This is a genomic window from Clostridium swellfunianum (assembly GCF_023656515.1).
GTDB classification, from domain to species: domain Bacteria; phylum Bacillota; class Clostridia; order Clostridiales; family Clostridiaceae; genus Clostridium_AT; species Clostridium_AT swellfunianum.
This window is the reverse complement of the sequence record NZ_JAMOFV010000006.1, coordinates 3742704-3769672: the sequence shown is the minus strand read 5'-3', so window position 1 is coordinate 3769672 and position 26969 is coordinate 3742704. Positions and strand designations below refer to the sequence as shown.

The 26969-nt window shown below is 33.1% G+C and carries 20 protein-coding genes, 2 pseudogenes and 1 riboswitch; of the genes and pseudogenes, 6 read left to right on the top strand and 16 right to left on the bottom strand.

All coding sequences use genetic code 11. The features are described from left to right. Positions 1 to 183 precede the first annotated feature (183 nt). Both NBE98_RS17785 and NBE98_RS17780 read left to right on the top strand, forming a co-directional pair. Entirely contained in the window at positions 184 to 3447 is a 3264-nt protein-coding gene (locus NBE98_RS17785; RefSeq protein WP_250816354.1) for a GH36-type glycosyl hydrolase domain-containing protein, read from the top strand. Positions 3448 to 3509: 62 nt separating this feature from the next. Further along, on the top strand, positions 3510 to 4343 hold the full coding sequence (locus NBE98_RS17780) for an MBL fold metallo-hydrolase (protein ID WP_250816353.1): 834 nt from the start codon (positions 3510 to 3512) through the stop codon (positions 4341 to 4343). Between the two features lie 166 nt (positions 4344 to 4509). On the opposite strand, the gene NBE98_RS17775 is transcribed toward NBE98_RS17780, so the two are convergent. The 9 genes and pseudogenes from NBE98_RS17775 to NBE98_RS17735 form a co-directional block, all read right to left on the bottom strand. Continuing rightward, the gene (locus tag NBE98_RS17775; RefSeq protein WP_250816352.1) at positions 4510 to 5505 is read right to left on the bottom strand and encodes a dipeptidase; all 996 of its coding nucleotides are present in this window, start codon (positions 5503 to 5505) and stop codon (positions 4510 to 4512) included. 365 nt (positions 5506 to 5870) lie between these two features. Next, complete coding sequence (gene ribH / locus NBE98_RS17770) at positions 5871 to 6332, bottom strand: 6,7-dimethyl-8-ribityllumazine synthase (protein ID WP_250816351.1); 462 nt, start codon at positions 6330 to 6332, stop codon at positions 5871 to 5873. 118 nt (positions 6333 to 6450) lie between these two features. After that, on the bottom strand, positions 6451 to 7674 hold the full coding sequence (locus NBE98_RS17765) for a bifunctional 3,4-dihydroxy-2-butanone-4-phosphate synthase/GTP cyclohydrolase II (protein ID WP_250816350.1): 1224 nt from the start codon (positions 7672 to 7674) through the stop codon (positions 6451 to 6453). 20 nt (positions 7675 to 7694) lie between these two features. Continuing rightward, positions 7695 to 8345, bottom strand: coding sequence for a riboflavin synthase (locus NBE98_RS17760; protein WP_250816349.1), 651 nt, complete (start codon positions 8343 to 8345; stop codon positions 7695 to 7697). A gap of 6 nt (positions 8346 to 8351) precedes the next feature. Then, a complete protein-coding gene (ribD, locus tag NBE98_RS17755) occupies positions 8352 to 9452 on the bottom strand; it encodes a bifunctional diaminohydroxyphosphoribosylaminopyrimidine deaminase/5-amino-6-(5-phosphoribosylamino)uracil reductase RibD (RefSeq protein ID WP_250816348.1) in 1101 nt (366 codons plus the stop codon). 135 nt (positions 9453 to 9587) lie between these two features. Further along, a riboswitch (FMN riboswitch) is annotated at positions 9588 to 9701 on the bottom strand. 64 nt (positions 9702 to 9765) lie between these two features. Further along, entirely contained in the window at positions 9766 to 10431 is a 666-nt protein-coding gene (locus NBE98_RS17750) for a P-II family nitrogen regulator (RefSeq protein ID WP_250816347.1), read from the bottom strand. Further along, complete coding sequence (locus tag NBE98_RS17745) at positions 10421 to 11914, bottom strand: DUF1538 domain-containing protein (protein WP_250816346.1); 1494 nt, start codon at positions 11912 to 11914, stop codon at positions 10421 to 10423. The genes NBE98_RS17750 and NBE98_RS17745 overlap by 11 nt, the downstream gene beginning before the upstream one ends. A gap of 289 nt (positions 11915 to 12203) precedes the next feature. Next, positions 12204 to 13016: a GGDEF domain-containing protein gene (locus NBE98_RS17740; RefSeq protein ID WP_250816345.1), complete on the bottom strand. Its 813-nt coding sequence runs from the start codon at positions 13014 to 13016 to the stop codon at positions 12204 to 12206. 210 nt (positions 13017 to 13226) lie between these two features. Continuing rightward, a pseudogene (locus NBE98_RS17735) lies at positions 13227 to 13917 on the bottom strand (Crp/Fnr family transcriptional regulator). A gap of 133 nt (positions 13918 to 14050) precedes the next feature. On the opposite strand from NBE98_RS17735, the pseudogene NBE98_RS17730 reads away from it, so the two are divergent. Both NBE98_RS17730 and NBE98_RS17725 read left to right on the top strand, forming a co-directional pair. Continuing rightward, positions 14051 to 14743, top strand: a pseudogene (locus tag NBE98_RS17730) (YjjG family noncanonical pyrimidine nucleotidase). 161 nt (positions 14744 to 14904) lie between these two features. Continuing rightward, the gene (locus NBE98_RS17725) at positions 14905 to 16233 is read left to right on the top strand and encodes a DUF4317 domain-containing protein (RefSeq protein WP_250816344.1); all 1329 of its coding nucleotides are present in this window, start codon (positions 14905 to 14907) and stop codon (positions 16231 to 16233) included. An 87-nt stretch (positions 16234 to 16320) separates the two neighbouring features. On the opposite strand, the gene NBE98_RS17720 is transcribed toward NBE98_RS17725, so the two are convergent. Beyond that, positions 16321 to 17493 (bottom strand): AI-2E family transporter, encoded by a 1173-nt coding sequence (locus NBE98_RS17720; RefSeq protein ID WP_250816343.1) that lies wholly within the window; start codon positions 17491 to 17493, stop codon positions 16321 to 16323. 141 nt (positions 17494 to 17634) lie between these two features. Between NBE98_RS17720 and NBE98_RS17715 the strand changes: the two genes are divergently transcribed. Together NBE98_RS17715 and NBE98_RS17710 are read left to right on the top strand one after the other, a co-directional pair. Next, a complete protein-coding gene (locus tag NBE98_RS17715) occupies positions 17635 to 19014 on the top strand; it encodes an MATE family efflux transporter (protein ID WP_250816342.1) in 1380 nt (459 codons plus the stop codon). 485 nt (positions 19015 to 19499) lie between these two features. Next, complete coding sequence (locus NBE98_RS17710) at positions 19500 to 20183, top strand: TVP38/TMEM64 family protein (protein ID WP_250816341.1); 684 nt, start codon at positions 19500 to 19502, stop codon at positions 20181 to 20183. Positions 20184 to 20248: 65 nt separating this feature from the next. On the opposite strand, the gene NBE98_RS17705 is transcribed toward NBE98_RS17710, so the two are convergent. From NBE98_RS17705 to NBE98_RS17680, 6 genes are all read right to left on the bottom strand, one after another. Then, the gene (locus tag NBE98_RS17705) at positions 20249 to 22180 is read right to left on the bottom strand and encodes a sensor histidine kinase (protein WP_250816340.1); all 1932 of its coding nucleotides are present in this window, start codon (positions 22178 to 22180) and stop codon (positions 20249 to 20251) included. Further along, positions 22158 to 22847, bottom strand: a complete 690-nt coding sequence (locus NBE98_RS17700; protein WP_250816339.1) for a response regulator transcription factor — start codon at positions 22845 to 22847, stop codon at positions 22158 to 22160. Before NBE98_RS17700 ends, NBE98_RS17705 begins: the two co-directional genes overlap by 23 nt. Positions 22848 to 22908: 61 nt before the next feature. Further along, the gene (locus NBE98_RS17695) at positions 22909 to 23472 is read right to left on the bottom strand and encodes a hypothetical protein (RefSeq protein ID WP_250816338.1); all 564 of its coding nucleotides are present in this window, start codon (positions 23470 to 23472) and stop codon (positions 22909 to 22911) included. Positions 23473 to 23764: 292 nt separating this feature from the next. Beyond that, positions 23765 to 25711, bottom strand: a complete 1947-nt coding sequence (locus NBE98_RS17690; RefSeq protein WP_250816337.1) for an ABC transporter permease — start codon at positions 25709 to 25711, stop codon at positions 23765 to 23767. A gap of 27 nt (positions 25712 to 25738) precedes the next feature. Then, positions 25739 to 26500, bottom strand: a complete 762-nt coding sequence (locus NBE98_RS17685; RefSeq protein WP_250816336.1) for an ABC transporter ATP-binding protein — start codon at positions 26498 to 26500, stop codon at positions 25739 to 25741. Between the two features lie 221 nt (positions 26501 to 26721). Further along, on the bottom strand, positions 26722 to 26955 hold the full coding sequence (locus NBE98_RS17680; RefSeq protein WP_250816335.1) for a hypothetical protein: 234 nt from the start codon (positions 26953 to 26955) through the stop codon (positions 26722 to 26724). Between the last annotated feature and the right edge of the window lie 14 nt (positions 26956 to 26969).

Below are 26969 nucleotides of genomic sequence, written 5' to 3'. Positions count from 1 at the left end.
CTATTCAGGTTGACAAAAAAACCTAATTCTTATATACTTTTATTGATTTTAAAAACATTTTCATGCCATTTTCCTTATTATCGCAAAAACGTTTCCACAAAAGAATAAATTACTTATTTTGTAGAAAGGACTGTACGCAATATGAATAAAATGAACTGTTTCATAGATATTAGGCAGGATAAAATGCTCTATCGGTTTCTTCAAAGTGGCGATATCTTTACATTTACCTATGATAAATTTCTAGTTAATCAACTTCGAGGCAATGTAAAAGATGGTTCTGCAAATAATATTTATCTACGAATTTATGATGGAGATTGTATAAAAGTCTATCCTCTTTTAGGAATTAGATCAAAAAGTACACTTTCAGCAGCTTCAAATTCATTAATCTACGAAGGTATTGTAGAAGAAATAAGCTATAAGGTTACTTTTCATCCGGTGAATCACTCTTGGTTTTGGAACATAACTTTAGAAGGCTCAGACAAGAAGGTTGATTTAATATACGGCCAGGATATTGGTATCGCTGAAGAAAACAGCGTTTATACTAATGAACTTTATATATCTGAATACCTTGGCCATTCTGTCTTTGAAAGTGATAACGGGTATGTTATATGTTCAAGACAGAATATGCCAAACTCCAATTGTCATCCATACATACAACAGGGTGTAATAGGTGCTAAAGCTATTCACTACTCTACTGATGGATTACAATTTTTCGGATTATCCTATAAAGAAACCAATGTCCCTGAGATTTTAACCTCCGATTTGTTAGATTGTAATCTTCAATATGAATTTGCTTATACTGCATTACAAACAGAAAAAATCAACCTAGATGGAGAGTATTCGTTATCCTTTTATGGACTTTTTCTGCCAAATCATCCTGAAGCAGTAAAGGAATTAGAATTTAAAAATCAAATCAACGAAGCATACTTAGAAGCACAAAAGAACTTTGAGGAAGCTAAATTAATAGGCACAATAAAGACCAAAAGTGAATTTTCTATACCTTTTTCATCTCCATCCTTTACAGAAGATGAAATAAACACTTTATATCCAGAGAGAATTTTAGAAGAAAGAAAAGAAAATAGCTTACTCTCTTTTTTCACTAAGGAACACTCTCATGTTGTAACAAAATGCAAAGAAATTTTAACCGAAAGACCTCATGGCACAATTATTATTACACCTCCAAATACAAAAAGTGTTGATAATCACATTATATCTTCAACTCAGTACATGTATGGAGTATTTAACAGCCATGTTGTCATAGGCAACACTGATCTTCATAAAATGATTTCAACCCCAAGAGGTTTTTTAAACATCATGAAAAACAGCGGTCAGCGTATTTACTTACGTATAGATGGAAAATATAGACTGCTGACACTCCCTGCTCTTTTTGAAATGGGAATGAATTATTCAAAATGGTATTATAAGTTGCCAGATGATATTCTTACAATAAATGCTTATACTGCTGTTGATAGATCCGACTTGATATTAGAGGTTTCCAGCAAAAATAACAAAAAATATGACTACATTGTAACCAATCAGTTAGTCATGGGTAATAATGAGCATACAAAAGATATTAATTATACACAAATTCAAGACGGCATCCGTTTTGAACTTGACACAGAAAACTATCCAGGACTACATTATGATCTTACTGTTCCTGGTCAGAACTTCACTTTATGTGATGACCGTGTCTTCTTTGAAGAGGGCAAACCCTTTGATGAGACTTTTTTAACTATTTCCTTATTAGAAGCTGACAGCTTTCAGTTGATAATCAAGGCTTACTTAACAGAAAATGATATTCCACATAATGCAAGTTACACATTGCTGGTAGAAAGGCAAAAAGCTTACGATTTTTATCAAAATTTAATCAATAGCTTTAACTTAGATATCGATAATACAAATAGTAAAGAGAGAATACAAATACTTAATGAGACTATCTGGTGGTATACGCATAACGCTATGATTCATTTTTCAATGCCGCATGGTTTAGAACAGCCTGGAGGGGCTGCATGGGGTACACGTGATGTCTGCCAAGGTCCAATGGAGTTTTTCCTAGCTACTCAAAATTACTCCATTATGAGAAGCATGCTGTTAATTATTTTCTCTCACCAGAATATTGATACAAAAGAATGGCCTCAGTGGTTTATGTTTGATAAATACCCAATTAACGCAGGAGAATGTCATGGCGATATTATTTTCTGGCCGTTAAAAAGTGTTTCAGACTACATCCTAGCATCCGGTGATAAGGATATATTATTTGAGCTTCTTCCTTATGATGGTGCTCCACAGCGCAAGGAAACATTACTTCAGCATATATGTTATGCCTTAGAAAACATTAAAGAAACTAGATTTATTAAAGACACTGGGCTAATAACCTACGCAGGCGGCGACTGGGATGATACGCTTCAACCAGCAAACGAAGAACTTAAAACAAAGTTAGTAAGTTCTTGGACTGTTGCTCTAGCTTATCAAACCTTTAACTCTCTTTCCGAAGCACTTGCAGATATTCACAGTGAGTTATCACAGGAGTTTGCCTCACTAGCTTCCTTAGTGAAAAAATCTTTCCATGACACTTTAATAAAAGACAAGGTAATAGCTGGGTTTTTAGAGTGTGATGATAAATATCGTTATATGCTCCATCCTGATGATGAATCTACAGGCATTCACTATCGACTGCTTCCGATGACACGAAGTATTATTGCTGAACTAGTAGATGAAGATCAAGCAAGAAAAAATACAGCAATTATTCAAAATAACTTAAAGTGCCCAGATGGTGTGCGCCTTATGGATTGTCCTGCTCATTATGATGGAGGAGTTAGTCATCTATTTAGACGTGCAGAACAAGCTGCAAATGTTGGACGTGAGATAAGCCTGCAATATACACATGCCCATATCCGTTATATCGAGGCAATGGCAAAGATAGGTAACGGTAAAGAAGCCTGGAATTCTCTTTTCACTATTAATCCAATACTGATTCAACATAGTGTTAAGAATGCTAATATCCGCCAAAGCAATCTATATTTTAGCAGTTCTGATGGAGCTTACAACGACCGCTATGAATATGAGAAGAACTTTGGATTACTAAAAACTGGTGACATAAAAGTAAAAGGAGGCTGGAGACTTTATTCCAGCGGTCCTGGAATATATATAAGACAGTTAGTCAGCAACGTGCTGGGGATTCGTTTTAATAAAGAAGGTCTTATCATCGATCCTGTATTACCAGCTGAATTAGATGGACTTAAATTCACCTATCAATGTTTTGGACGAACTCTGCATTTTGAATTCCGAATTAGCGAAGCCGGTACTACAAAAGCATGTAATAATAAAAAGGGAATACCATCTTCTCCTATAATAAACCCATATCGAATTAGCGGTATCTTAATTTCTAAAGAAGAGCTTACAAGGTGTGGAGACAATATAACAATATATGCTAAAGCATTTAATTAATTTTCCAGCGGGAGCGAGAGTTTTAAATTACTCCGTGTTTCCGACTAAAAGGAGGTATTTTTATGAGAATACAATTTCTTGGAACTGCTGCAGCTGAAGGCTGGCCAGCATTATTCTGCAGCTGTAATAACTGCCAAAGAGCACGTGAACTAAAGGGTAAAAATTATCGTTCTAGATCCCAAGTATTAATTAACGATGATTTGGTTTTTGATTTTGGGCCTGATTCTTTCTATCATGCAATGGCCTTTGATTTAGATTTTTCAAAGATAGAAACGGTGCTTATGACTCATTCACATATGGATCATCTTTATCCTCTGGATTTAATACTAAGAGGAATTCCATATGCCTATGACAGAGATAAAAATAAAATGACCATATATGGAAACGAAAAATGTGAGGCTTTATATCAAAGAATGCTTGTTGAAGAAGATGATTCTGCAAATCTCAAGGATTGTATAGACTTTAGTTTAATCAAAGCATTTGAAGCATTTAAATCTCATGATTATGATATTCTTCCTCTTAAAGCACAGCATGATCCAAGAGAAAACTGCCTTGTATATAGCTTAACTGACAAAGAAGGAAAAAGATTATTTTATGGAAATGACACAGGAGATATTACAGAAGAAACTTGGAATCATATAAAAACCCTTTACTTTGATGTAGTTAGTCTGGATTGTACAATGGGTGGAACTCCAGGATGTAAGAGTCATATGGGAATCGAGGAAGCTATACTTGTCAGAAATAAGATGTTAGAAGTAGGCTGTGCTGACGACAATACTAAATTTGTAATAACTCATTTTTCTCATAACGGCTGCCTTTTACACCATGAATTAGAAGAGCGAGTTAAAGACGTAGGATTTATAGTGGCATATGATGGTATGGTACTAGATATATAACTCAGATTATAAAGAAGGCATCTAATAAAATACTTTTACCTTGAAGATTGGTTTTATAGCAGAAAAGAGCTTATCCTTTATATTAGGATAGGCTCTTTTAAATTCTTACTTAACTGCTCTTTAACGGATAATAAAGTTTTAGTGTTTCACTAGTAAAGTCTAAAGTTTATTTTAATATCTCTTTATATACTCGTAATACATTCTTATAAAAAATCTTTTCAATGTCCTCTTCACTAAAGCCGGCAGCCCTTAAAGCTTTTTCAAGCTCAGGCATTTTACCTGCATGGTCTATCTCAAGGTTTTGATAAATTCCATCAAAGTCACTGCCCAAGCCAACGCAGTCAATACCAGCCAAGTTCACAACATGACGAATATGCTTAACCATATTATTTATTGTTGAACGAATTTTCATGCCAGGCTCACATTCTTCTAAAAAATCTCCTGCAAAATTTATACCAAGTACTCCACCACGCTTAGCTAGTTCTAAAATCATATCATCGGACATATTTCTGCAATGATTTGCTATACTTCTGACATTTGAATGGCTAGCAACAAATGGTTTTGTGGTGTATTTTAACACATCATAAAAGCCAGCATCGCTTAAATGTGAAACGTCAATAATCATACCTAGCCTTTCCATCTCTTGAACTAGTTCTATTCCAAAAGGGGTTAAGCCCTCCTTTGTATTTGCTAGGTGTGCATCAGGCATGTCACAGTTGTCCATATTAAAATTAGGAAAGCCAATGCAGTTAGGATAATTCCAAGTTAAGGTTATCAATCTTACCCCAAGCTTATAAAGCATTCTTAAACATGCCAGAGAGGAACAAACAACTCCACCCTCTTCAATAGTTAGTACTGCAGAGATTTTTCCTTCCTTCTGATTTTTTATAATATCCTCATAATTTAATGCTAAGGAAATTGAATCTTTATTTTTTTCTAGTTCATCATAAAAACAATCTATCAAACTCAAACATTGCTCCAATGGATTATTGGCTCTTTTAAAATCAACAAACATTGCAAAGTTTTGAAGCAGATAATCACCCTGTTTCATCTTCTCAATATCTATATTTAGATTATTTCTTCTTAAATTAGTATTTTTACCCTTTCTTTGCTCATTTAAAATAACGCTAATAGTATCGCAATGCATATCAACAACTTTCATCTATTTGCCTCCCAACATATTGTAAGCCCTTCAATTAAAATTAACTTATTCATGGTTTTATTTTATCATAACACTAATTAGTCACCAACTCTGAATTTACAATATAAATTTATTTAATCCTTACTCTTAGCACAGCAGTGTAATAAGCATTTCAAACAGACCTAAAGTACTCGCAGAGAAAAAAGTTAAATTTAAAAATTGTTAAATTCTTAAATTGTTAAAAAGTTAAATTGTTAACTTTTCTTTTGCGAGAGAAAAAAGCTGTAGAGAAATTAATTTACCCTACAGCTTTTTAACATGAACTTATAAATTATTTTTTAGCTCTATTACATTGCTTGTCAAATCAACCTTAAAGCATTCTGGTATTAGAACTGCTTTAGCAGGTTAGCCATTTCGATAGCTGTAACTGCTGCATCGTAGCCCTTATTTCCTGCTTTTGTACCGGCTCTCTCTATAGCCTGCTCAATTGTATCTGTTGTCAATACTCCAAATATAACCGGTATCTCAGTTTCTAGAGATACATTGGCAACCCCCTTTGACACCTCGCTAGATACATACTCAAAGTGTGGTGTTGAACCTCTTATTACAGCTCCAAGGCAAATAACTGCATCATACTTGTTTGTTTTAGCCATTTTCTTTGCTGCAAGAGGTATTTCAAAAGCTCCTGGAACCCATGCAATTTCAATCTCGCTTTCCTCTACTCCATGTCTCTTTAAGGCATCTAATGCACCTGATAAAAGCTTGCCGCCTATAAATTCATTAAATCTGCCTACTATGATTCCAAATTTTAATTCTTGTGCTATTAAATTTCCTTCATACATTTTCATTTTTCTTTCTCCCTTCACTCAAAACGCTGGGTAGTTAAGTCGTGCACACTTGCACTGGCAAACTACTTGTTAAAAGCATTTAGACTTTTAATACCTTTGCTTTGGCTCATGATTATATTTATAATTTTATTTTATTATTCTCACTAAAGCTCAACATATGTCCAAGCTTCTGCTTCTTGGTTTTTAAATAATACTCATTTCTTTCATTGTGATTCATTTGAATTGGCACTCTATCAACTATTTCTATACCATAGCCTGTAAGTCCAGCAATTTTCTTTGGATTATTTGTCATAAGCCTTACCTTTTTTACACCAAGGTCAGAAAGTATCTGAGCTCCAATTCCATAGTCTCTAAGGTCTGCTGGGAAGCCTAAAGCTAGATTAGCTTCAACTGTATCCATTCCTTGATCCTGTAACGCATAAGCCTTTATCTTATTTATAAGCCCTATGCCTCTGCCCTCCTGTCTCATATAAAGAAGTATTCCTCGTCCTTCTTCTTCTATTCTTTTCATGGCTGCTGCAAACTGCTCACCACAGTCACATCTTAAGGAACCAAAGGCATCACCTGTAAGACACTCAGAGTGAACTCTTATAAGCACAGGTTCACCGTCTGAAACATCTCCTTTTACCAAAGCAACATGGTGTTCACCATTTAAGGTGTTTTCATAGCCTACCATCTTAAATTCACCATATTTTGTAGGCATCTTTGCTTCTGTTACTCTCTTTACATAGGTTTCATTTCCTCTTCTATAAGAAATAAGATCTGCAATTGTAATTATTTTTAGATTATGTTCCTTTACATACTCCATAAGGTGTGGAACCCTCGCCATAGTGCCATCTTCATTCATAATTTCGCATATTACCCCTGCAGGATATAGACCAGCCATTCTCGCCAAATCTACTGCTGCTTCCGTATGACCTGCTCTCTTTAAAACTCCACCTTCCTTAGGTTCCAGAGGAAATATATGACCAGGTCTTTTGAAGTCTTGTGATGTTGAATTTTGATTAAGAACCTTCGATATGGTTGCAGCTCTTTCATAAGCTGATATACCTGTAGTTGTTTCAATTCCATCTATTGATACAGTAAAAGCTGTTTTATGGGAATCTGTATTTTCAGCCACCATAGGAAGAATGTTTAATTCCCTTAATCTTTCACCTGCAACAGGCATGCAGATAAGCCCTCTGCCATACTTAGCCATAAAATTTATAGCTTCCGGAGTTACTTTTTCTGCGGCCATCAGAAGGTCACCTTCATTTTCTCTGTCTTCGTCGTCTACCACCACTACAATCTTTCCTGCTTTTATATCTTCAAGAGCTTCATTAATTGTATTGAATGAATACATTTTTTATCCTCCTTTTACTTTTATGCAAATCCATTTTCACTTAAAAAGTTATAATCTATACCCTTTTTAACAGGTGCTTGTTCTTTAACTCCAAGGAATTTTTCAATATATTTCCCTATCATATCGCACTCAAGATTTACCTCATCATTAACCTTCTTATGAAGCAGCGTAGTAATATCCTTAGTATGCGGAATAATAGAAACTTTAAATACTGAATCATCTACATAGGCCACCGTAAGGCTTACTCCATCAATGGCAATAGATCCCTTTTGGACAATATATTTTAAAATATCAGAAGAAGCTGAAACAGTAATCCACACTGCATTGTCTTCCTGCTCATAACCTTCAATAGTACCAATTCCATCGATATGCCCGCTTAGCATATGTCCACCTAGTCTGTCTCCTACTCTTAAGGCTCTTTCAAGATTAACCTCATCGCCAGGTGAAAGTCCCTGTAAATTGCTTAGCCTCATGGTCTCTGCCATTACATCTACGCTAAATCTGCCGGTGTCAAAGGAGGTAACTGTTAGACACACGCCGTTAGTGCAGATGCTATCTCCAAGCTTTACACCCTCCAAAACCCTTTTAGCTTTTATATTTATCCTGGCTGATTTTGCAGCTTTGATAACAGACTCAACTCTGCCTATTTCCTCTACTAATCCTGTAAACATTAAAAATCAGCTCTCCTTCTCTATATATCCTTCTACCATTATGTCCTCTCCAAACCGAAGAATATCTATATGCTTAAGGTTTATTGCCTCTTGCATGCTTGCTTTGCCCTGACCGCCTACTGGTGTCTTAGCTGTATTTCCACCAATTATTTTGGGAGCTATAAAAGCATTTATCTTGTCCACAATCCCTTCTTCAAGAGCGGAATAATTTAAATCGCTGCCTCCTTCCAAAAGGATGCTGTCAATTTTTCTTTGACCAAGTTCTTTCATTAAAAATGCTAAGTCTACCCTGCCGTTTTTTAGAGGTGTCTTTATAACCTCTGCTCCCTTTTCCTCAAGAGCTTTCAGTTTGTCATTATCAGCTTTTTCAGTAACGGCTATAATAGTTTTTTTCTCAGATTTAAGGTTTAATACTTTTGCTTCAAGGGGTATTCTTGCGCTGCTGTCTACAATTATTCTTATAGGATCACTTCCACCTTCATTCTCTAATCTGGTTGTTAGTGATGGATCATCTATAAGCACTGTGCCTATGCCTACCATTATTCCTGCCACCCTATGTCTTAGTTCATGAACATACCTTCTGGAAAGCTCTCCTGTAATCCACTTTGAAGCATTTGTATAAGTAGCAATCTTGCCGTCAAGTGTCATGGCAGTTTTCATTATGCAGAAGGGAAGCTTTGTTGTTATGTATTTTAGAAAAATTTCATTCAGCTTTCTTCCTTCTTCCTCAAGAACTCCAGTAACTACTTCTATTCCTGCATCTTCAAGAATCTTGATTCCTTGTCCGGCTACCAAGGGATTAGGATCCTTCAAGCCTACAACTACCTTTTTTATTCCTTTTTCCACAATTACCTTTGCGCAGGGTGGAGTCTTGCCATAATGAGAGCAGGGCTCAAGAGTTACATACATAGTTGCATCTCTAACATCCTCCGCAGCATTTAAAAAGGCATTTACCTCAGCATGATGGCTTCCATAAACCTTATGATAGCCTTCACCAATTATCCTGCCGTTTTTAACTATGACAGCACCTACTAGAGGGTTAGGATTTGTATAACCTGCTCCTTTTTTAGCTAATTCAAGAGCTCTTTGCATGTACTTTATATCCATACTATCACTCCAATCAATTTCTACATGAAACAAAAAACCCTGAGAAATATTTCCCAGGGCGTTAAAATCCGCAAAATATCCTGATTATAAATAATATGGCTAAAAAACCATACACTTATGTATCAAGAATATACTACACATCTTCTTCCATCCAGACTTTACTGTCGGCCTCGGAGTCTCACCGAATCTGCCTTACGGCTCGCGGGCTATACCGCCGGTAGGGAATTACACCCTGCCCTGAAGATTTATTCAATTTTTACATGTTCATACTATCACGATAAAAATGTCCTGTCAATAAGCGTTTAAATTATCATTAGTATAATCCATAGGTTTTATTTATATCTTGAACAAAAATGATTCCATTACCTGGCTCGTTCATTTTTAGCTGGTCATTAATAGAAGTAGAGATTGCTTCAGTCATTTGCTTTTCACATATTATCAGCACAATCTCTTTTTCAGGTTCTATTTCCATAGAAAATAGCTTGCTGGTTTCATGGACTCCAGAGCCTCTTCCGTTGATTATAGTTCCTCCTCTAGAACCTGCCTTAGTTGCAGCATCAATTACAGCTTGAGCCCTGCCTCTATCTACAATTGCCATAACAAGATTATACATTTTACTTTCTCCACCTCTGCTTTCTTTGTCATCTTTGCACGAGCATCTTTTAGTTCCCAATATACTCATAATAGAAGTAGTAAAAGCAATGCCGTGATGCGGTTTATTAAATTTATACTTCTTATTAAGCTCCTCCAGGACAGCATGAGATGTATCTGCTTCTGCTGCCATTAGAACAACTTCTTTTCTAGTCTCTGCTATATCTAAAAATTCCAGAAAGGTATTTTTAATAGTTCCTTTTCCTAAAAAAATAGTACCTCCCGTTATTCCATGTTGTTTTGAATATTTTAAAACATCGCTTCCAAGTCCGAAATTTACAATTACACAGAGCAATTCAAATTCTTTACCTAAAGAACTACCTAGCATCTTGTTCTATGCCTCCCTTTTTGGATTTTATTTTAAATATGAGCCCTAGTATTTGCAAGGTGATTATTGGGGTAAGCGCTACCATGGAAATCATTCCGAATCCATCTCTTAAAACACTAGCCCATTCTATCTTTTCTGCAATCCCCTGAGTAAAAGCAAGTATAAAGGTTGCAGTCATTGGTCCTGTAGCAACCCCGCCTGCATCAAAAGCAATACCAACAAAGAGTTTAGGAACAAAAAAGCTCATTATAATTGAGATTATATAGCCTGGCAAAAGATAATGCCACAGTTGAATTTCTGGCACAATAATTCTTATAACCGATAGTGCTACTGCAAATCCAACCCCAATAGAAAGCGGAATTAATACTGCCTTTCTTTTAACATACCCGCTTGTTACATCTTCTATTTGATGTGTTAATACATAGACAGCAGGTTCCGCTAATATAGTCACCAATCCAATAACAAATCCAATGACTATAACATACCATTTGTTATCTAAAGAAGCAAGATTATACCCAATAATGCTTCCAACATCCATAAATCCAGCATTGACTCCAACCAAGAATATGAGAAGGCCTGCAAAGGTATATACAAAACCTTTTAAAATCCTTTTAAAAGCCCTTTTTTCTAATTTAAATGCTGCCTTTTGGCAAACCAAGAAAATTATAAGCAGCGGAGAAATAGCGATAAAACTTTCAGTTGCAACGCTGGGAATTATACTTATAAAAGGTTCTATAATCGAATTTGATTGAGAAAGGTCAAATCGAAGACTGTTAGAAAAGCTGCTGTTTTTTGAAAATAAGTTCAGAATCATTACGGACATTATAGCACCAACTGATGCTATAGAAACCAAACCAAAGCTATCTTTTTCAGAAGACTTACTATCTTTTTTTAAAGCAGATATACCCATAGAGAGGGCAAGGATGAAAGGTACCGCTAGCACACCTGTAGTAGCGCCAGATGCATCAAAAGCTATTGCTAAAAACTCTGATGAAGTAAATAAAGCTAAAATAAAAACTAGAAAATATAATACGGTTAAAACTTTGTACAAAGGAACATTATAAACTACCCTTATAAAGCCTAAGGCAACCATTATTGCTAAACCTACAGACACCACTATGAGAATGCTCATACTTGATATTCCACCTAAGGTTACTAAAGAAACCTGTTTAGCCAGCACAAGCAGCCCTGGCTCTGCTATTGAAATGAAAAATCCAAGAATGATACCTGCAACAGATATTATCCATAACTTATTTGATTTAGTAAGACTGGAACCTAAAAGATTCCCAAGTGGAGTAACACCAATATCAACTCCAATTAGAAAAATAGATAGCCCAAAAATAATCATTACTGTACCAATAATAAATCTGATTATAAGTGGAGTAGCAAGCGGCGAAATGGTAAAGTTTAATATCAGCACAATAATAGTAATTGGAAGTACTGATGATAAAACCTCCTTTAATTTTTGAGTAAATATATTCATATCTACTTCACTTCCTTTCCTATATTTTTTAAAAGCTTATTAAAAGTCTCAAATTTCATCAAAAAAGCTAAAATTACTTCATTAATAGACGTTTATTCAACTTATTGTTTACTACATGTGTTTTTCTTTAAAAATTTCAATTTTGCTCATTGTTATAGTACCATAAACCTAATTTTGTATCAACCTTATAGATGTTTCTATTTTGTAAATTAAACATTTACCTATAAACATCAACAAAAAACAAGAGCAGGGATTTACCCTGCTCTTGTTTTAATTCAAGCTTGTACTATTATCTAAAATTACTAATATAGTGTAGTTTTTTTGCTCTCTTGCTTATGTACATTTCATCATCGGCTTCCTGAATAAGTTCTTCAAGATGCTTGCAGTTTTTAATATTGTACTCTGAAAAACCCATGCTTATATTTATGGCATAGCTTTTAGAACTATGTGTATTATGCTTAGATATAGCAGCCTCCAATCGAGCTTTTATTCCTTGCATATCATTCATGCAGGCTCCTGGAAGTACAACTAAGAATTCGTCTCCTCCATATCTGCAAATTATATCTCTTCTAGCTAAAGAATCTTTTAGTATCTTAGCTAAGGATGTTAAAAGTATATCGCCTTCAATATGTCCAAACTTATCATTTATCATTTTTAAATTATCAATGTCTATGAATGCAATAAGCATTGATTTTTTAAGAGCTGATACTTGACTCATCTGTTCCCTTATAAGCTCCAAGCCCTTTCTTCTGTTGTAAACCCTTGTAAGCTCATCAGTATTGGCGTATCCTTCCAGTCTTCTATTTGCATGATCATTAAAATCAAGCTTCATCCTGAGACTATCCATTTCTTGCTTTAGCACTGTATTTTTAGATTTCAAGGTTGTTATTTTATTTATGTGTTTTATTTCCATATCATTTATTGCAAAATATAGAAGTGTAATGGACATCGCAACATAAAAATATCCTCTGTACTGATCAAGAATCAATATTCCTTCCATATCATTAGAAAGAAAACCTAATACCTTATTGGATATCGCTAACCAAATTAAACTTAATACTGCGTATGCTGCTACAATCTTTAATGCGTTATGTTTTTTCACTTTACTTCCTCCCTATATGCCTCTTTTTAACACCATACGAATTTATACGTAGGTGCATTAAATTTTAGGGGGGGTAAAAAATAAAAATTAGTCGTAATTTGTAGCAACATGTTAGTTAATGCCGCAAATCTTGAGTCATTTGTTGACTATGTTCAAAAAGAAGACTAAAATTATTTTTCTATCGCTTATAACCTAGTGTATCGCAATATTTTAAAGTGGTTTAATATAAATATTTTTAGCCAATTCTCTCAGCTCATCTATATCTAATATATAGATTTTTTTATCATCGCATTTTATGATTGACTTTGATTCCGTTTCCTTAAGTGTTCTGTTTAAATGTCTATATGTTGTGCCTAAAAATTGCGCAATATCTACATATGATGAATTCAAAATTATACACTCCTCATCTATTAAATGCTCAACTAAATAGCTAGACAACCTATTGATAAGTGGATATACAAAAATTATAGGAGCTATTATTAATAGTTCCATAAAGCTTTTCACTCAAAGAATCTACTAAATGATGCAAAAATTTTACATTATTAAAACACTTTTCTCTAAGTATTGCTGAAGGAATTGCTATCAGATAAGTATCTTCTACTGCATCAACATCGCAAAGTAGGGGAATATTCTTTAAAAGTTCCAAATCTCCAATTGCAATAAAATCTTTATAGAATTTTAAAAGCATTGACTTTCCATTTTCGAAAGGATAATAAACTTTAACTTTACCCTCCACAAGCAAATAGTAATATTCAAGGTGTTCTCCTGATTCTAATATAAATTCTTCTTTTTCATAAAAATGAAGCTGTACAAACTTTAATACTTCATCATCAAATATCTTTTTTATATTGCACTTATTAATATACTGGTCTAAAAGTATTTTATCTGTTATTTTTCTCATTTATCCTCCTACATGACTAATGTCATGTTCTAATATTTATAAATATATTATTTTATTTATAAAGACTTGTAAATGGATTAATCGTTTTTTAGCAGGTATTATGCTTAACACAAAAAAAGTTGGAGGATATATTATGAAATATGAAGTAATATTATTTGATGCAGATGAAACATTATACGATTTCAAAAAATCTGAGCGCGAAGCCTTTAAAACCACAATGCTTGAGTTTAGCATAGAATATGATGAAAGTTATCATTTGAAAATCTATCAAGAAATAAACACAATTCTATGGAAAGAATTTGAAAACGGACTTATTACGCAAGAAAAATTAAAAGTAGAAAGATTTAAAAGATTATCGAAACGACTAAATTTATGTTTTGATGAAACTAGCTTTGCAAAATCATATATATAATATTTAGCCGATGCATCTTTTCTATATGATGATTGTATAGATCTTATAGAGAATTTAAGTAAATATTGCAAGCTTTCTATAGTAACTAATGGCCTTTCCTTAGTTCAAAATAGAAGAATTAAAAAATCTATTATATCAAAATACATTGACGATATAGTAATATCTGAGGAAATATCAATATCAAAGCCAAGCCCGAAAATCTTTGAACATGCTTTAAAGAATATTAATCATACTGATAAAAGTAAAGTATTAATGGTAGGAGACAGCTTAACGTCTGATATACAAGGTGGAATTAACTTTGGTATAGATACATGTTGGTACAACCCTAATAAAATAAGAAATGAAACACCAATAAAACCTACCTATGAAATTTCTAATTTTACTGAGCTTAAAGCTTTACTGCTTAATTCATAAAAAACATCTGCAATTAATAACACAAAAGGTATAGAACTAAATTTGGTTTTATACCTTTTAAATATTTTGAGTAAACCTTTGATTAAAGCAAAAAAAATATTATACTTAATAAAGATAACCTATACCTTCAAAAATAAAATACTAGATAGAGGAATTTATATATGAGAAAAAAAGATATACTTGAATTAAATAAACGCTTAAAAAAAGATCACTGCACCTTCACAAAAATGTGCGGCTGCTATGTTAATGGAGAGAAACATATTATACTTAAATTTAGAGAAACCTTTCTGAACTTAGAGGAGGAAGAATACTTTAAATACCTGGAAATAGCTAAAAAAGTGCTTTCCGGTACTATTGGAAATAATATTCTAGAGCTTAACTTTCCACTTAATGAAGAGCTCATAAATGAGAGTCAAATTTCCCTTATGCAGCTTAAAAGCAGCCAGTTAAAGGATGATGCTCTTCTTGACAGTTTTTATAAAGCCATTATAGATAATTATAATTTTACGGGTAATTTTCTAATAGTTGTTTTTCACGATGCCTATGATATTATTACCAAAACCACTGATAATTCAAAGATAGATGAATCTGAAGAAGTGTATGAATACGTGCTTTGTGCAATATGCCCTGTTTCACTTTCAGAGCCTGGCCTTAGATACTTTGAAGAGGAAAATAAAATAAAAGCCCGTATTAGAGATTGGGTGGTTGAAGCTCCTTCCAATGGATTTATTTTTCCTGCTTTTATAGACCGCAGCACAGATGTAAACTCTATTATGTATTACACAAAAAATCCAAAGGATACACACCCTGAATTAATGGAAAATGCTTTAGGCTGTTATTCAAGACAAACTGCTGCTATACAAAAGGAAACCTTTGAGTCAATTATTAAAGATTCCTTAGGCGCTGATGAAGCTATGGCAGATAAGACTTTTATGGAGATACAGGAAAGCTTAAATATTATGATAGAAGAATACAATTCTACTTATGAAGATACAGATTGTGAACCCATAACCTTAACAAAGAAGGTTGTACAAAATCTCTTAATTGAAAGCGGAGTTCCCGAAGAAGTTACAGTTAAGATTGAAGAATCCTACGTAGAGAACTTTGGTGATGATTTTCCTTTAGCAGAAAGTTTAATTGACTCAAAAGCACTTAAAGCAAATGCCCAAAGAAAAAAGGAAGAACACCTGCAAAAGCAAGTGGAAATACTTCAAAATAGGCTTGAGGAAATTAAGCAAGAGGCTGCTGAAGAAAGGAATCTAGAGGATAATACTACTTCAGGAGAAGCCTTAGAACCTGACTTAGAAGAAACTCAGGCTGCAAGTTCCGAAGATGATAAAAGAGCTGCAAATTATGATGTTATACTTCAAGTAAAACCTGAAAAAATACCACAAATAAAATCTCAAATAATTGATGGTCAAAAATGCATAATCATTCCTATTGACGAGAATGAGCAGGCTACAGTTAATGGTTTGGAGGATTTGATTTAACTATAGACACGGCTGTCTCAAAATATGGTTTAGCATATTTTGAGACAGCCACTTTTTATACTTTATTTTTGTGAAATATTCATTCAGTTATTGCTTTTCTTCTGTCTCCAAGTTTTCTTCAGCTTCCAAAGGTTCTTCACCAGATGCTAACTTGCTGTTTACCTTGTCGGTAAGCAGCTTATAGATACTTGCCGCAATAGGTACGCTTAAAAGCATCCCCATTACTCCGCCTAATCCTCCACCTATGGTTATTGCCGCAAACACCCAAATTCCTGGCAGTCCTATGCTTGAACCAACTACCTTTGGGTAAATGAGATTGTTCTCTAATTGCTGCAGTATAGTTATAAATAGTAAAAACAGTAAAGCTTTGATTGGGCTGATTGTTAAAATCATAAAAGCCCCTAAAGCTGCACCTAAATATGCACCTAATATTGGAATAAGTGAAGTTGCACTAATGAAAGCTCCAACTGTAGCCGCATAAGGAAATCTAAATATGAACATTCCCAAAGTACACAGTCCACCGAGAATAATGGCTTCTATACATTGCCCAGCAATAAAGCTTGAAAATGCTGTATTCGTCACATCAGCTACATAATTTACTTTTTCTATGCTTTTATCTTTTAAAAAGGCTTTCATTACCTTTCTTATTTGTGCAGCTAATTTTTCCTTATTAGCAAGAACATAAATAGCAAAGGTAAGTATGATAATAAAGTTCAGCAATCCGCTTGTGAACGAAGCAACGAATAATAAGGTTGAATTCATTAAGCCACCAAGCACACCTGATGCAAATGATATTGCGTTTTTAATAATTCCATCTATATCTATGTGAAGAGTAGCCAAGGCTTTACCTATAATTTCAGACTTATCACTGCTAGCTTCTATGAATTTCTTAATATTATTCAAAGTGCCTGGAATACCTGAAGCAATTACAGAAATTGCATTTACTAACTGTGGAATAACTATTAATGCTATTATTATTATTATGGCAAGAATCAATAATAAAGATAATAGAATGCAAACAGCTCTTCTTGATTTTATTACAAATTTATTTTTTGATTTTGGAAAGTATACCTTTTCCAGCTTCTTCATGAGTATATTTAAAACATAAGCCACCGCAAGCCCTGAAATCAGCGGTAATACTGCGCTAAAAACACCTTTTAATTCTCCAAAAATCCCTTCAGAATATTTCACTACTAGTACTAGACACGCCGCTAATATGAGATATTTGGCTATACTAGTTACCCTTTTTCTATAATCCATTTCTCAAACTCCCCTCATTTATAGTCACATGTATGCAAGTTCTTTAATAGTCAAGTCATACAAATAACTTCCATCTAATAAAATAATTATAAAGTCTGACTAAGAAGTTAGCAAGCTTAACAATTATATGAGGGGGAAAATATGAATAATTCAAAGATGCTTGGGGTGGAGAGCTGCGGGAAATTGCTGCTGAAATTCTCCGTGCCAGCAGTGATTGGTATGACGGCAAATGCCTTGTATGATTTTATAGATAGGCTGTTTTTAAGTAAAGCTATTGGCATACTGGGAATTTCTGCGGCCACAGTTGTACGCCCTATGCTTATTACAGTTATGGCCTTTAGTCTACTCATTGGAGTTGGTACTTCAGTAACAATATCTCTAAAGCTTGGACAAAATGATAAGTCCCAGGCTGAAAAAGCTATTGGAAATGCTATGCTTCTTGCAGTAGCAGTTTCCTTACTCTTGATTTTACTTGGACTTCTATTTAAGGAGCAGCTGCTTTCTCTATTTGGAGCGAAAGATGAAATATTGCCTCTGGCAAGGCAGTTTTTCATCATATCTTTATTTGGAATACCCTTTCAAACCTTGGCTCACATACTTATAGGAGCCTGCAGGGCTGAGGGTAATCCAAAGCTTTCTATGCTTACCATGCTTTCTAGCGCTCTTTTGAATTTTATTTTAAACCCTGCTTTTATCTTCATTCTAAAGCTTGGAATAGCAGGTTCTGCCTTAGCAACACTTTGCTCACAAGGCATTGTATCCATATGGCTTTTACTATATTTTGCAGGTAAGAACAGTGTACTAAGGTTGAGCTTTAAAGCTGTTTTTCCTGACACAGCTATCTTAATTCAGATACTTTCAATTGGCATGGCTTCCTTTTTAGCTCAGCTGGTTTCCAGTGCAACAATGGTGATCTTAAACAAAAGCTTATATTCTTACGGAGGTAACTATGCTGTTGCGTCCCTTGGAATAATACAAGCCTTAATGATGCTTGTACTTCTCCCTGTTATAGGAATTAATCAAGGCATGCAGCCAATTTTAGGCTACAATTATGGAGCAGGGAATTATCAGAGAGTGAAAAAAACAGTGGGTCTAGCACTGCTCTCCGGTACATACATAACCACCATAGGTTTTATAATTTTAATGCTGTTTCAAACACAGCTTTTCTCCTTGTTTGCTGGGAAGAGTCAGGAGCTTGTTAAGGCAGGTGCCTTTGGAATGAGGCTGTTCTTACTCGTGCTTCCACTGTCAAGCCTTCAAAAAATCGAGTATTTTGAAGCTATCGGTAGTGCAAAAATTTCTATATTTTTGAGTCTGGCAAAGCAGCTACTTTTCCAAATTCCTCTACTTTTTATTTTGCCGTATTTTTATAAGCTTAAAGGTGTTTGGCTTACCGGCGCAGTTTCTGATTTCTTTTCCTGTTTGCTATCAGCAGTTTTTCTAATAGCTGCATTATACAAGCTAAAAAACAAATCCAGACTGCCCATTAAGAAGACTTATGTTTTTGAAAATGAAGCATAAAAGAGTCGAGGACATGTAAAAACTTACACACTTAATCTTCATATTATCTACATAACTCTATAATATACTAAACATCACAAACATATTTCATATATACACAAAATGCACAACATACACAATTATAATTAACTTAAGCAGCTATAATTTAAATGCTTAAAATTAGTTAAGGAGAGGTGATAAATTCTTTAAACATTATAATTTTCTTCATAATTGCTACACAATTATGTATTACAATATATACGTAGTCAGTTATTAAACAATCTACCCTTATAATTGACTAATATAAAGTGTTTTTTTCAAAATCACATCCCAAAGCTCAATTTAACAAAAAGAAGTCTGTGCCAAGAAACAGACTTCTTTTTGTTTTTTTATAATCCTCAGATAAATTTAAGATATTCTTAAAGAATTGCAAGCCTATTTCTTAAGTTTTACACCTCATAATTAATATCAGATTGTAAAATACGTAAGAGAGTTGAGATGGATTTATGAATAATAATAAAAGCAAATTGAAGTTTTGTTTATGGTCATTAATAATAACTGCTGTTATCGGAGCTATAGTTTACCTAAGTTCAAGAGATGTATTAAATTATTTTACCTCTGCTGAAGCCTTTAAAAATTACATCAAAGGGTTTGGAAAAAAATCCTATATTGTTTTTTTCATTATACAGTTTTCAGCTTCAATTTTGGCTCCTATTCCAAACAATGTAACTGCTGCTGCAGGTGCAGCCATACTAGGCATGTGGCAGGCATTTTCTATTAGCCTTTTAGCTACCATGACAGGTTCTTCAGCTGCATTTATGCTTGCTAAGAAATTTGGTAAACCAATTACAGATAAGCTTGTAAGCAGTAAAGTTTCTGATAAATACGGAAGCTTAATAGAAAAAAAAGGCACTGGCCTTTTAATAGTAATGTTTTTTCTACCTTTTTTCCCTGATGATGCTCTATGTCTTTTAGCTGGGCTAAGCAAAATTTCTTTTAGAAAATTCTTTGTCATTATGATTCTTACAAGGCCCTGGGGTATTTGGGGGTCTGCCTTAGTAGGAGCAGGAACTATCTCTCTTACCTGGTGGGGTTGGGTACTGATTATTACAGGCTCCTTTGTAATAATGAAATACAGCAGCAAAATTGAAGAAACAATTGTAAATACTTTTAAGTTTAGGGCTGCATAAATAAAAGAGCTAGTGAAATCTGTATATGATTCACTAGCCATTTTATATTATTTAATCTCTTTACTTTAGGTATTCTTTTTAAACTCCACTGTCACTTTAAATAAATCACCGTCAATGTCAATTTTCATCTGACCGCATTGCAATTCTACTATACTTTTTGCAATGGATAACCCTAACCCAGAACCTTCAGTATTTCTAGCCTTTTCTCCCCTCTTAAATCTTTCAAAAATTTCATTAACATCAAAATCCATTTCATATGAAGACATATTCTTTATCGTTATTACTACCTTGTTGCTTTGTTCAAATAAATGAATATATACCCTTGAGTTAGAATAAGAGTATTTTAATACATTGCTTATTAAATTTTGAAATACTCTCCATGTTCTTTTTCCATCTAAATTTAAGTTCACTTCTTCTACAGGAATATTTACTCTAAAATCTAAAGAAGATTTGCTTATTTTATCTTCAAACTCTCCTAGAGCCTGCCTTAAAAGAGATGCAATATCAATTTTTTCAATATTAAGCTCAATTGCACCGCTAGTAACTTTAGAGGCTTCAAAAAGATCGTCTATAAGTATTTTTAACCGTTGAGTTTTCTTATCTAAAACATCAATATACCTTTTATACTGTTCTTGAGGTATATTATCCTTTTTTAATAGACTTACATAGTTTATTATTGAAGTCAAAGGTGTTTTAAGATCATGTGATACATTGGTTATAAGTTCAGTTTTAAGTCTTTCACTTTTCAACTGACTTTCAACAGATTTCTTAAAGCTTTCCTTCATGCTATTAATATTTTGAGATATCTTTAAAAAATCATGTTCACCAGTTTCTTCTATGAAATAGTCTAAATCTCCAGAGGCTATAGCGTCTGTTCCATTTATTATATTATTTAAGGCTGCTGCTCTTGTTAATATATTTATAGGTACTATCAGTAAATAGGCTATTATATAAATAAGCGAAAGAACAACAATTATACTATTCCTATCAGCCAATCCTATCAAAATGAAGCAAAAGGATACTCCAAATAAGATAGTAGAAGCATACACTAAAAGCTCTCTTTTCATAGTACCCTTAACTTTTAAAGCCCCTCGAGTTAAAGATATAACTTGGTGTACTGTACTTCTCTTTAACTGTTTTGATAACTCTTCTTTATCACGTAGTAATCTTAGTACAGAGTGTATATTGACTATAAGATATAAAGAATATACCCCTACTATGTTAAGTATTAAAAACTGTCTTATACTAATAGGCTTATAAAAAAAAATCACTTTATCCAAATAAAGTTCCATAATAACGCTAACCACAAAAAACATACCTATTCTTGAGTCTAATGGTATTTTTTGATATTTACGTTCTATTTTTATATAAGTACTCTTATAACTTAATTTCACCCTTAAAAATATAACTAAAAATATTCCAGCTGCTAATGATATGCTTCCTAAAATTGCCTCTAGTATAACTCTTTCTCTTATAGAGTTGTAATAGATATAATCATTCTCCATTTTACTATATCCACTTGCTGTTTTAATAAAAATTAAACTACCTTCATAGTTATTTACTTTAAACCATTTGTTAATAATTTCTAATTCGCCTTTACTTTTATCAGCCTTAGGAAACTTTTCTACATGGATGGCATATTGATTTATATAATCTTCGATGTCATTTGTCTCATTAATGTTAGTATATATCTCTCCACTGTTCCTATCTTTCATATAGTATCTTAAAGTTTGCTTTGAATCCACTTTATTTTTAATACTCTCATAGTATGAATTACTCTGTAAAGCCTCCTTATTATCCTTAACTAAAATCTCTACACCCTCAAAATAATTCAACAATTCTAAGGTGAAATGATAACTTTTATAATAGAAGTTCTTCGCAGCAAATTCTCTATATTTTATGAAATCAAAACTAGAAAGTATTGCAACTGCAAATAAATATATACTTATAATAAAGACTGTCCAATATACATACCTATTTTTCAAATTTATATCCAATTCCCCACACCACCTTGATATATTCAGGTTCACTTGGGTTGATTTCAATTTTTTCTCTTAGTCTTCTTATATGAACAGATACAGTATTTTCACCATTGTAAAAAGGTTCATTCCACGCTCTTGTATAGATTTCAGCTATAGAAAACACCTTACCCTTGTTTTCCATAAGAAGTTCTAATACTTTATATTCGATAGGAGTTAAATTTACTTCATCCCCATTTACCATTACGGTTTTTGTATTTCTATTTAAAATGACACCTCTTATCTGTATCTCATCTTCCTCTTTAAAATAACCAAAATTTGTGTATCTTCTCAGTTGAGCTTTAACCCTCGCTACTAGTTCTAGAGGGTTAAATGGTTTTGTTAAGTAATCATCCGCCCCTACATTTAGTCCAAGTATCTTGTCTGTATCTTCCGATTTTGCTGAAAGCATTATAATAGGAATGTTTCTGCTCTCTCTAATCTTAAAAGTTGCTCTTATTCCATCCATTTCAGGCATCATAATATCCATTAAAACAAGATGAATTTCATCTTGTTTTAATGCTTCCAAAGCCTTTACCCCATTACAAGCTTCAATCACTCTTATTCCTTCATTTTTTAAATATATTTCAATTGATTCTCTTATACTTTCGTCATCATCAACTACTAAAACATTATATTTAAGCACCTTTATCACCCCTCGCTAAATATTATAGCATCCTACAGCTAATTAGCCTAAATATTTCATATTATTCCTTCATAAAAAAACTAAATGCATCTTTTGATATTCCACTTACATTATCTATATTTTTAATATTCCTAATATGATATGTTTTATTTTTATAATCCTTTGCTTGGTTATCACATATATAGGCATAATCATAGCTGCCTTCCTTTACCCATTTCATAAACACATAGGCATGACTTGGAGCACCATTTTTATTTCCTGAACTATCCGTTGTAAAAACTATATCTCCAGGCTTTAATTTTTTGTAATCATTATCTTTCTTCCACCCTTTACCTTTTAAAACAGAAATAAGCTGTGCTGTATTTGCTGTTTCCTTTGGAATTGATATATTATTCTTCCTTAAAACTTCTGATACGAAGTATACGCAGGCATTTGAGGTTTTGTTATCATTTAAGGAAATTGCATCCCGAAGTACTATATTTTGATTTCTTTCTTGTTTCATATAGGTGTATATTCTGTTTGATGTATCTAAATTCCTGCCTTTATCTTCTAACGCTTTATTCAGTACTACTATAGATAAAATAAGTATTATTGTAGTTATTGTAATCAATTTTACTTTTTTCATTAAATATGCCCACCCTTAAAATTATTTTATACACATAATTGTATAAAATTAATTTTAAAAATCAGTCCTCATATTTCTTACGATTTCCCTATCAATTCTTACAAATTTCTTAAGACACGAATATATAATAATAAATCCATTTATCAGGAAATTATTTGCTATTGTGAAAATTGGATAATGAAAACTTGCATTACTTGTGATATCGTTACCCGGACCATATATATATAGTAGATTTTTTATTTTTGATGAAATTAGAAACACATACTTTCTTTCATTTTCGTTGTTACTTTTATTAACCCTCTGAGTTGACAATATTATAGTAAGAATTTACCGTTAAGAAATAATAAATCATATATATAACAGTATAGGCCCCAACAGTTAAAATTATTGGCAGTGTCAGGTTTATTCTCATTATCTTTGATAAAAGCGTTGACGCAACAAGGCTATGCATTATTCCAATTACTAATGGCAGTGCGAACACTACAAGTATTTGTTTACTTATAGACTTTTTAATTTCTTTATTTGTTACGCCTATATTTCTAAGAATTTTATACCTGCTTTTATCATCACTGGCCTCTGACAGCTGCTTAAAGAATATTATGCTACCGGTGGCTGCAAGAAATAAAAGGCCTAAGAATGCACTTATAAAGATTATAAGCCCTGAATAAACAAGCCCTCCTTTATATTGCGAATAATATGAGGTAAACTTTAAAAAATCTTCAGCATTTTGCGGAAGTTCCTGTGATAATAAACTTGTTAACTCATTAGTGAGTTCTTCGCTGTCCTTTTTATTATCAGTAACATAACCTCTTATTCTGTAGGCATTGTCTTTTGTAGTGTATTTGTTATAAACCATATCCTTAACAACTACTGCATTTCTCATCATGCCGGAATTAGAAAGCGCATAATTTTTAAAGGTCGTAATTTTCATAGGCTGCTTCTCATTATTTTCACTTATTCTAATAGTTCTTCCTACATAATCATACTTCCAGGTCAAATTTAAAATCTGGCTGAATACAGCTGCTTCACTGCTGTCTTTTAGTTCAATCTTATCCTTTAAGCCTCTCAAATTTGCAATTTCATTATAGTTGCTCTCTGATATTATATAAAAGCTAGCATCATAGGTTTGATTTTTTGAAACGTCCTTGGCTAAATCCGGCCATTGCCCATTTACTTTTGCAAAATTCATATCTAAAGAAGCTATAATTTTATTATTAGGATACTTTAGAATTAAATTTTCCACCTTTTCATCTAAAGACTTATCGTTACTGGCGTAGGCATAAGTAAAACCATAGTTTTTCTGCAAATCCACTGAAAGATCGTAATAAAAACTTGAGGATATTTCCACAGCTGTAAGTGTGGCAGCACTTAATATGGCAATTGTTGCTAAGGTTCGTGCACTACCCTTAATTCTGTATAAAAGCTGAGAGCTTCCAATCATGTTTATGCCTCTATAGTAGGTTCTTTCATTTTTCTTTGAAAGCTTTATGACAAGTAGGGTTAATGAAGAAAAAAGCATAAAGGTTCCTATAATAGTTAGTATTAAAGTTATTAGTATTGCAAAGATACCAAAGCTTGATAAACTCTTGGTGTATATGAAATAGCCACCGCCAATAAATAACACAGATAATAATGAACGAAATACTGATGTTTTAGGTTCTTTCTCTCCTTGACTCTCAGCTTTAAAAAGCTCTATAAGTTTAAACCTGTATATAAGTCTATAACCATGTATTGAAGTTATTAAGAATAATATAAAAAACACAACAACAGTATTTACGATAGCTTTTGAAGGTATCATAAAACTTATATTTGCTGAAAAGCCCATAAGTCTAATGAGCAGCATAATAAACAGTTTTGACAGCAAACTCCCCATAATAATACCTGCTAAAAGTGCTGCAATACCCATAAATATATTTTCATAGATAAGCATTGTTCCAATTTGCCTTTTTCTTATTCCAAGTAGAGAATAAAGAGCGATTTCCTTTTTTCTTTTCTTTATAAAGAAAGAGTTTGAATACCAAATAAATATTGCAACAAAGATAGCAATAACTATGGCTGCTGCCCTAAACACAGTAGAAAAATTAATTGAAGCTCCAACCACTTTATGAACCTGTGTGTTGTACTGTATGGATGTAAAGGTAAAGTAAATCATAATGCTAAATACCATAGATGCAAAGTATAAGAAATAGTTATAAAAGTTTCTTTTTATATTTCTAAAGGCAATATCAAATAAGTCCATATTTTTAGCTCCTTTCTGATAAATTTATTACATATCAGCTAAACCACCGCCTAGTGTCTTAAGCACATCGAGTATTCTTTGAAAGAACTCCTTTCTGGAACCTCCTCTAACAAGCTCTGTAAACAATAGACCATCCTTTATAAATATTATTCTTCTGCAGTAGCTGGCTGCAAAAGCATCGTGAGTTACCATCATGATAGTAGCCCTGTCTTTTTCATTTAAATTGCTTAGAGCTTGGAGTAGCTCTGTAGATGACTTTGAATCCAAAGCTCCTGTAGGCTCATCTGCAAGAATTAAAGCAGGCCTTCCAATAATAGCTCTCGCTGCTGCTGTTCTCTGCTTTTGACCTCCTGAGATTTCATAAGGGTACTTATTTAAAATGTCTTCTATACCTAGGCTTTCTGAAACTTCTTTAAGTCTTTGTTTTATTTCATTTAAGTCTACTTTAGATAAAGATAATGGTAGAACTATGTTTTCTTTTACTGTTAAGGTATCTAAAAGATTAAAGTCCTGAAAAATAAAACCTAGTTTATTTCTCCTGAACACAGACAGTTTCTCATCATCCATTTTCACTATGTCTTCACTGTCTATGGTAACTGTACCGCTGCTAGGCTTATCTATAGTAGAAATTATATTTAAAAGTGTTGTTTTTCCTGCACCTGAAGGTCCCATTATACCTACAAATTCACCTTCTTTAATATTTAAATCTATATCATAAAGTGCAGTGTATACATTTCCTCGTAAGCCGTAAACCTTTCTTAAATTCTTAGCTGTTAAAACATCTTTCATATATTAACCCTCCGTTTTTCGTGTTTCAAGTTATAGTATTATTGTATAAAATTAATTTCTTCTAATCCATTTTATTAGCTTACAAAACTATAGTCATAACTTACATTTTTGTCACATAGTGATTTTATATATCAGGCAGCTAATTCTTAATTTATTTGTATAACATTTTGGAAAAAGTCCTACAAAAAAGCAGGCTTAATTAATCCTAAGCCTGCTATCTATTATCGGTTCATATTTTGAGCAAATTGTTTCATAACTTCCTGTACTTCATTCACATTTTCGGGTTTTAATAAAGAAATTAATTTTGGCATGGATTGTAAAGCATCCTTCTGTGTGAACGTACCTTCTGCTTGTTTTCTAAAGTTGTTTGTAAGCAGCTCTTTCGCTTCTTCAACCTTATCTTCCTGTACTCTTTCTAAAATATATCCTAAAAATCTTTCTTGCCCTTGATTCATTATAAATCCTCCTA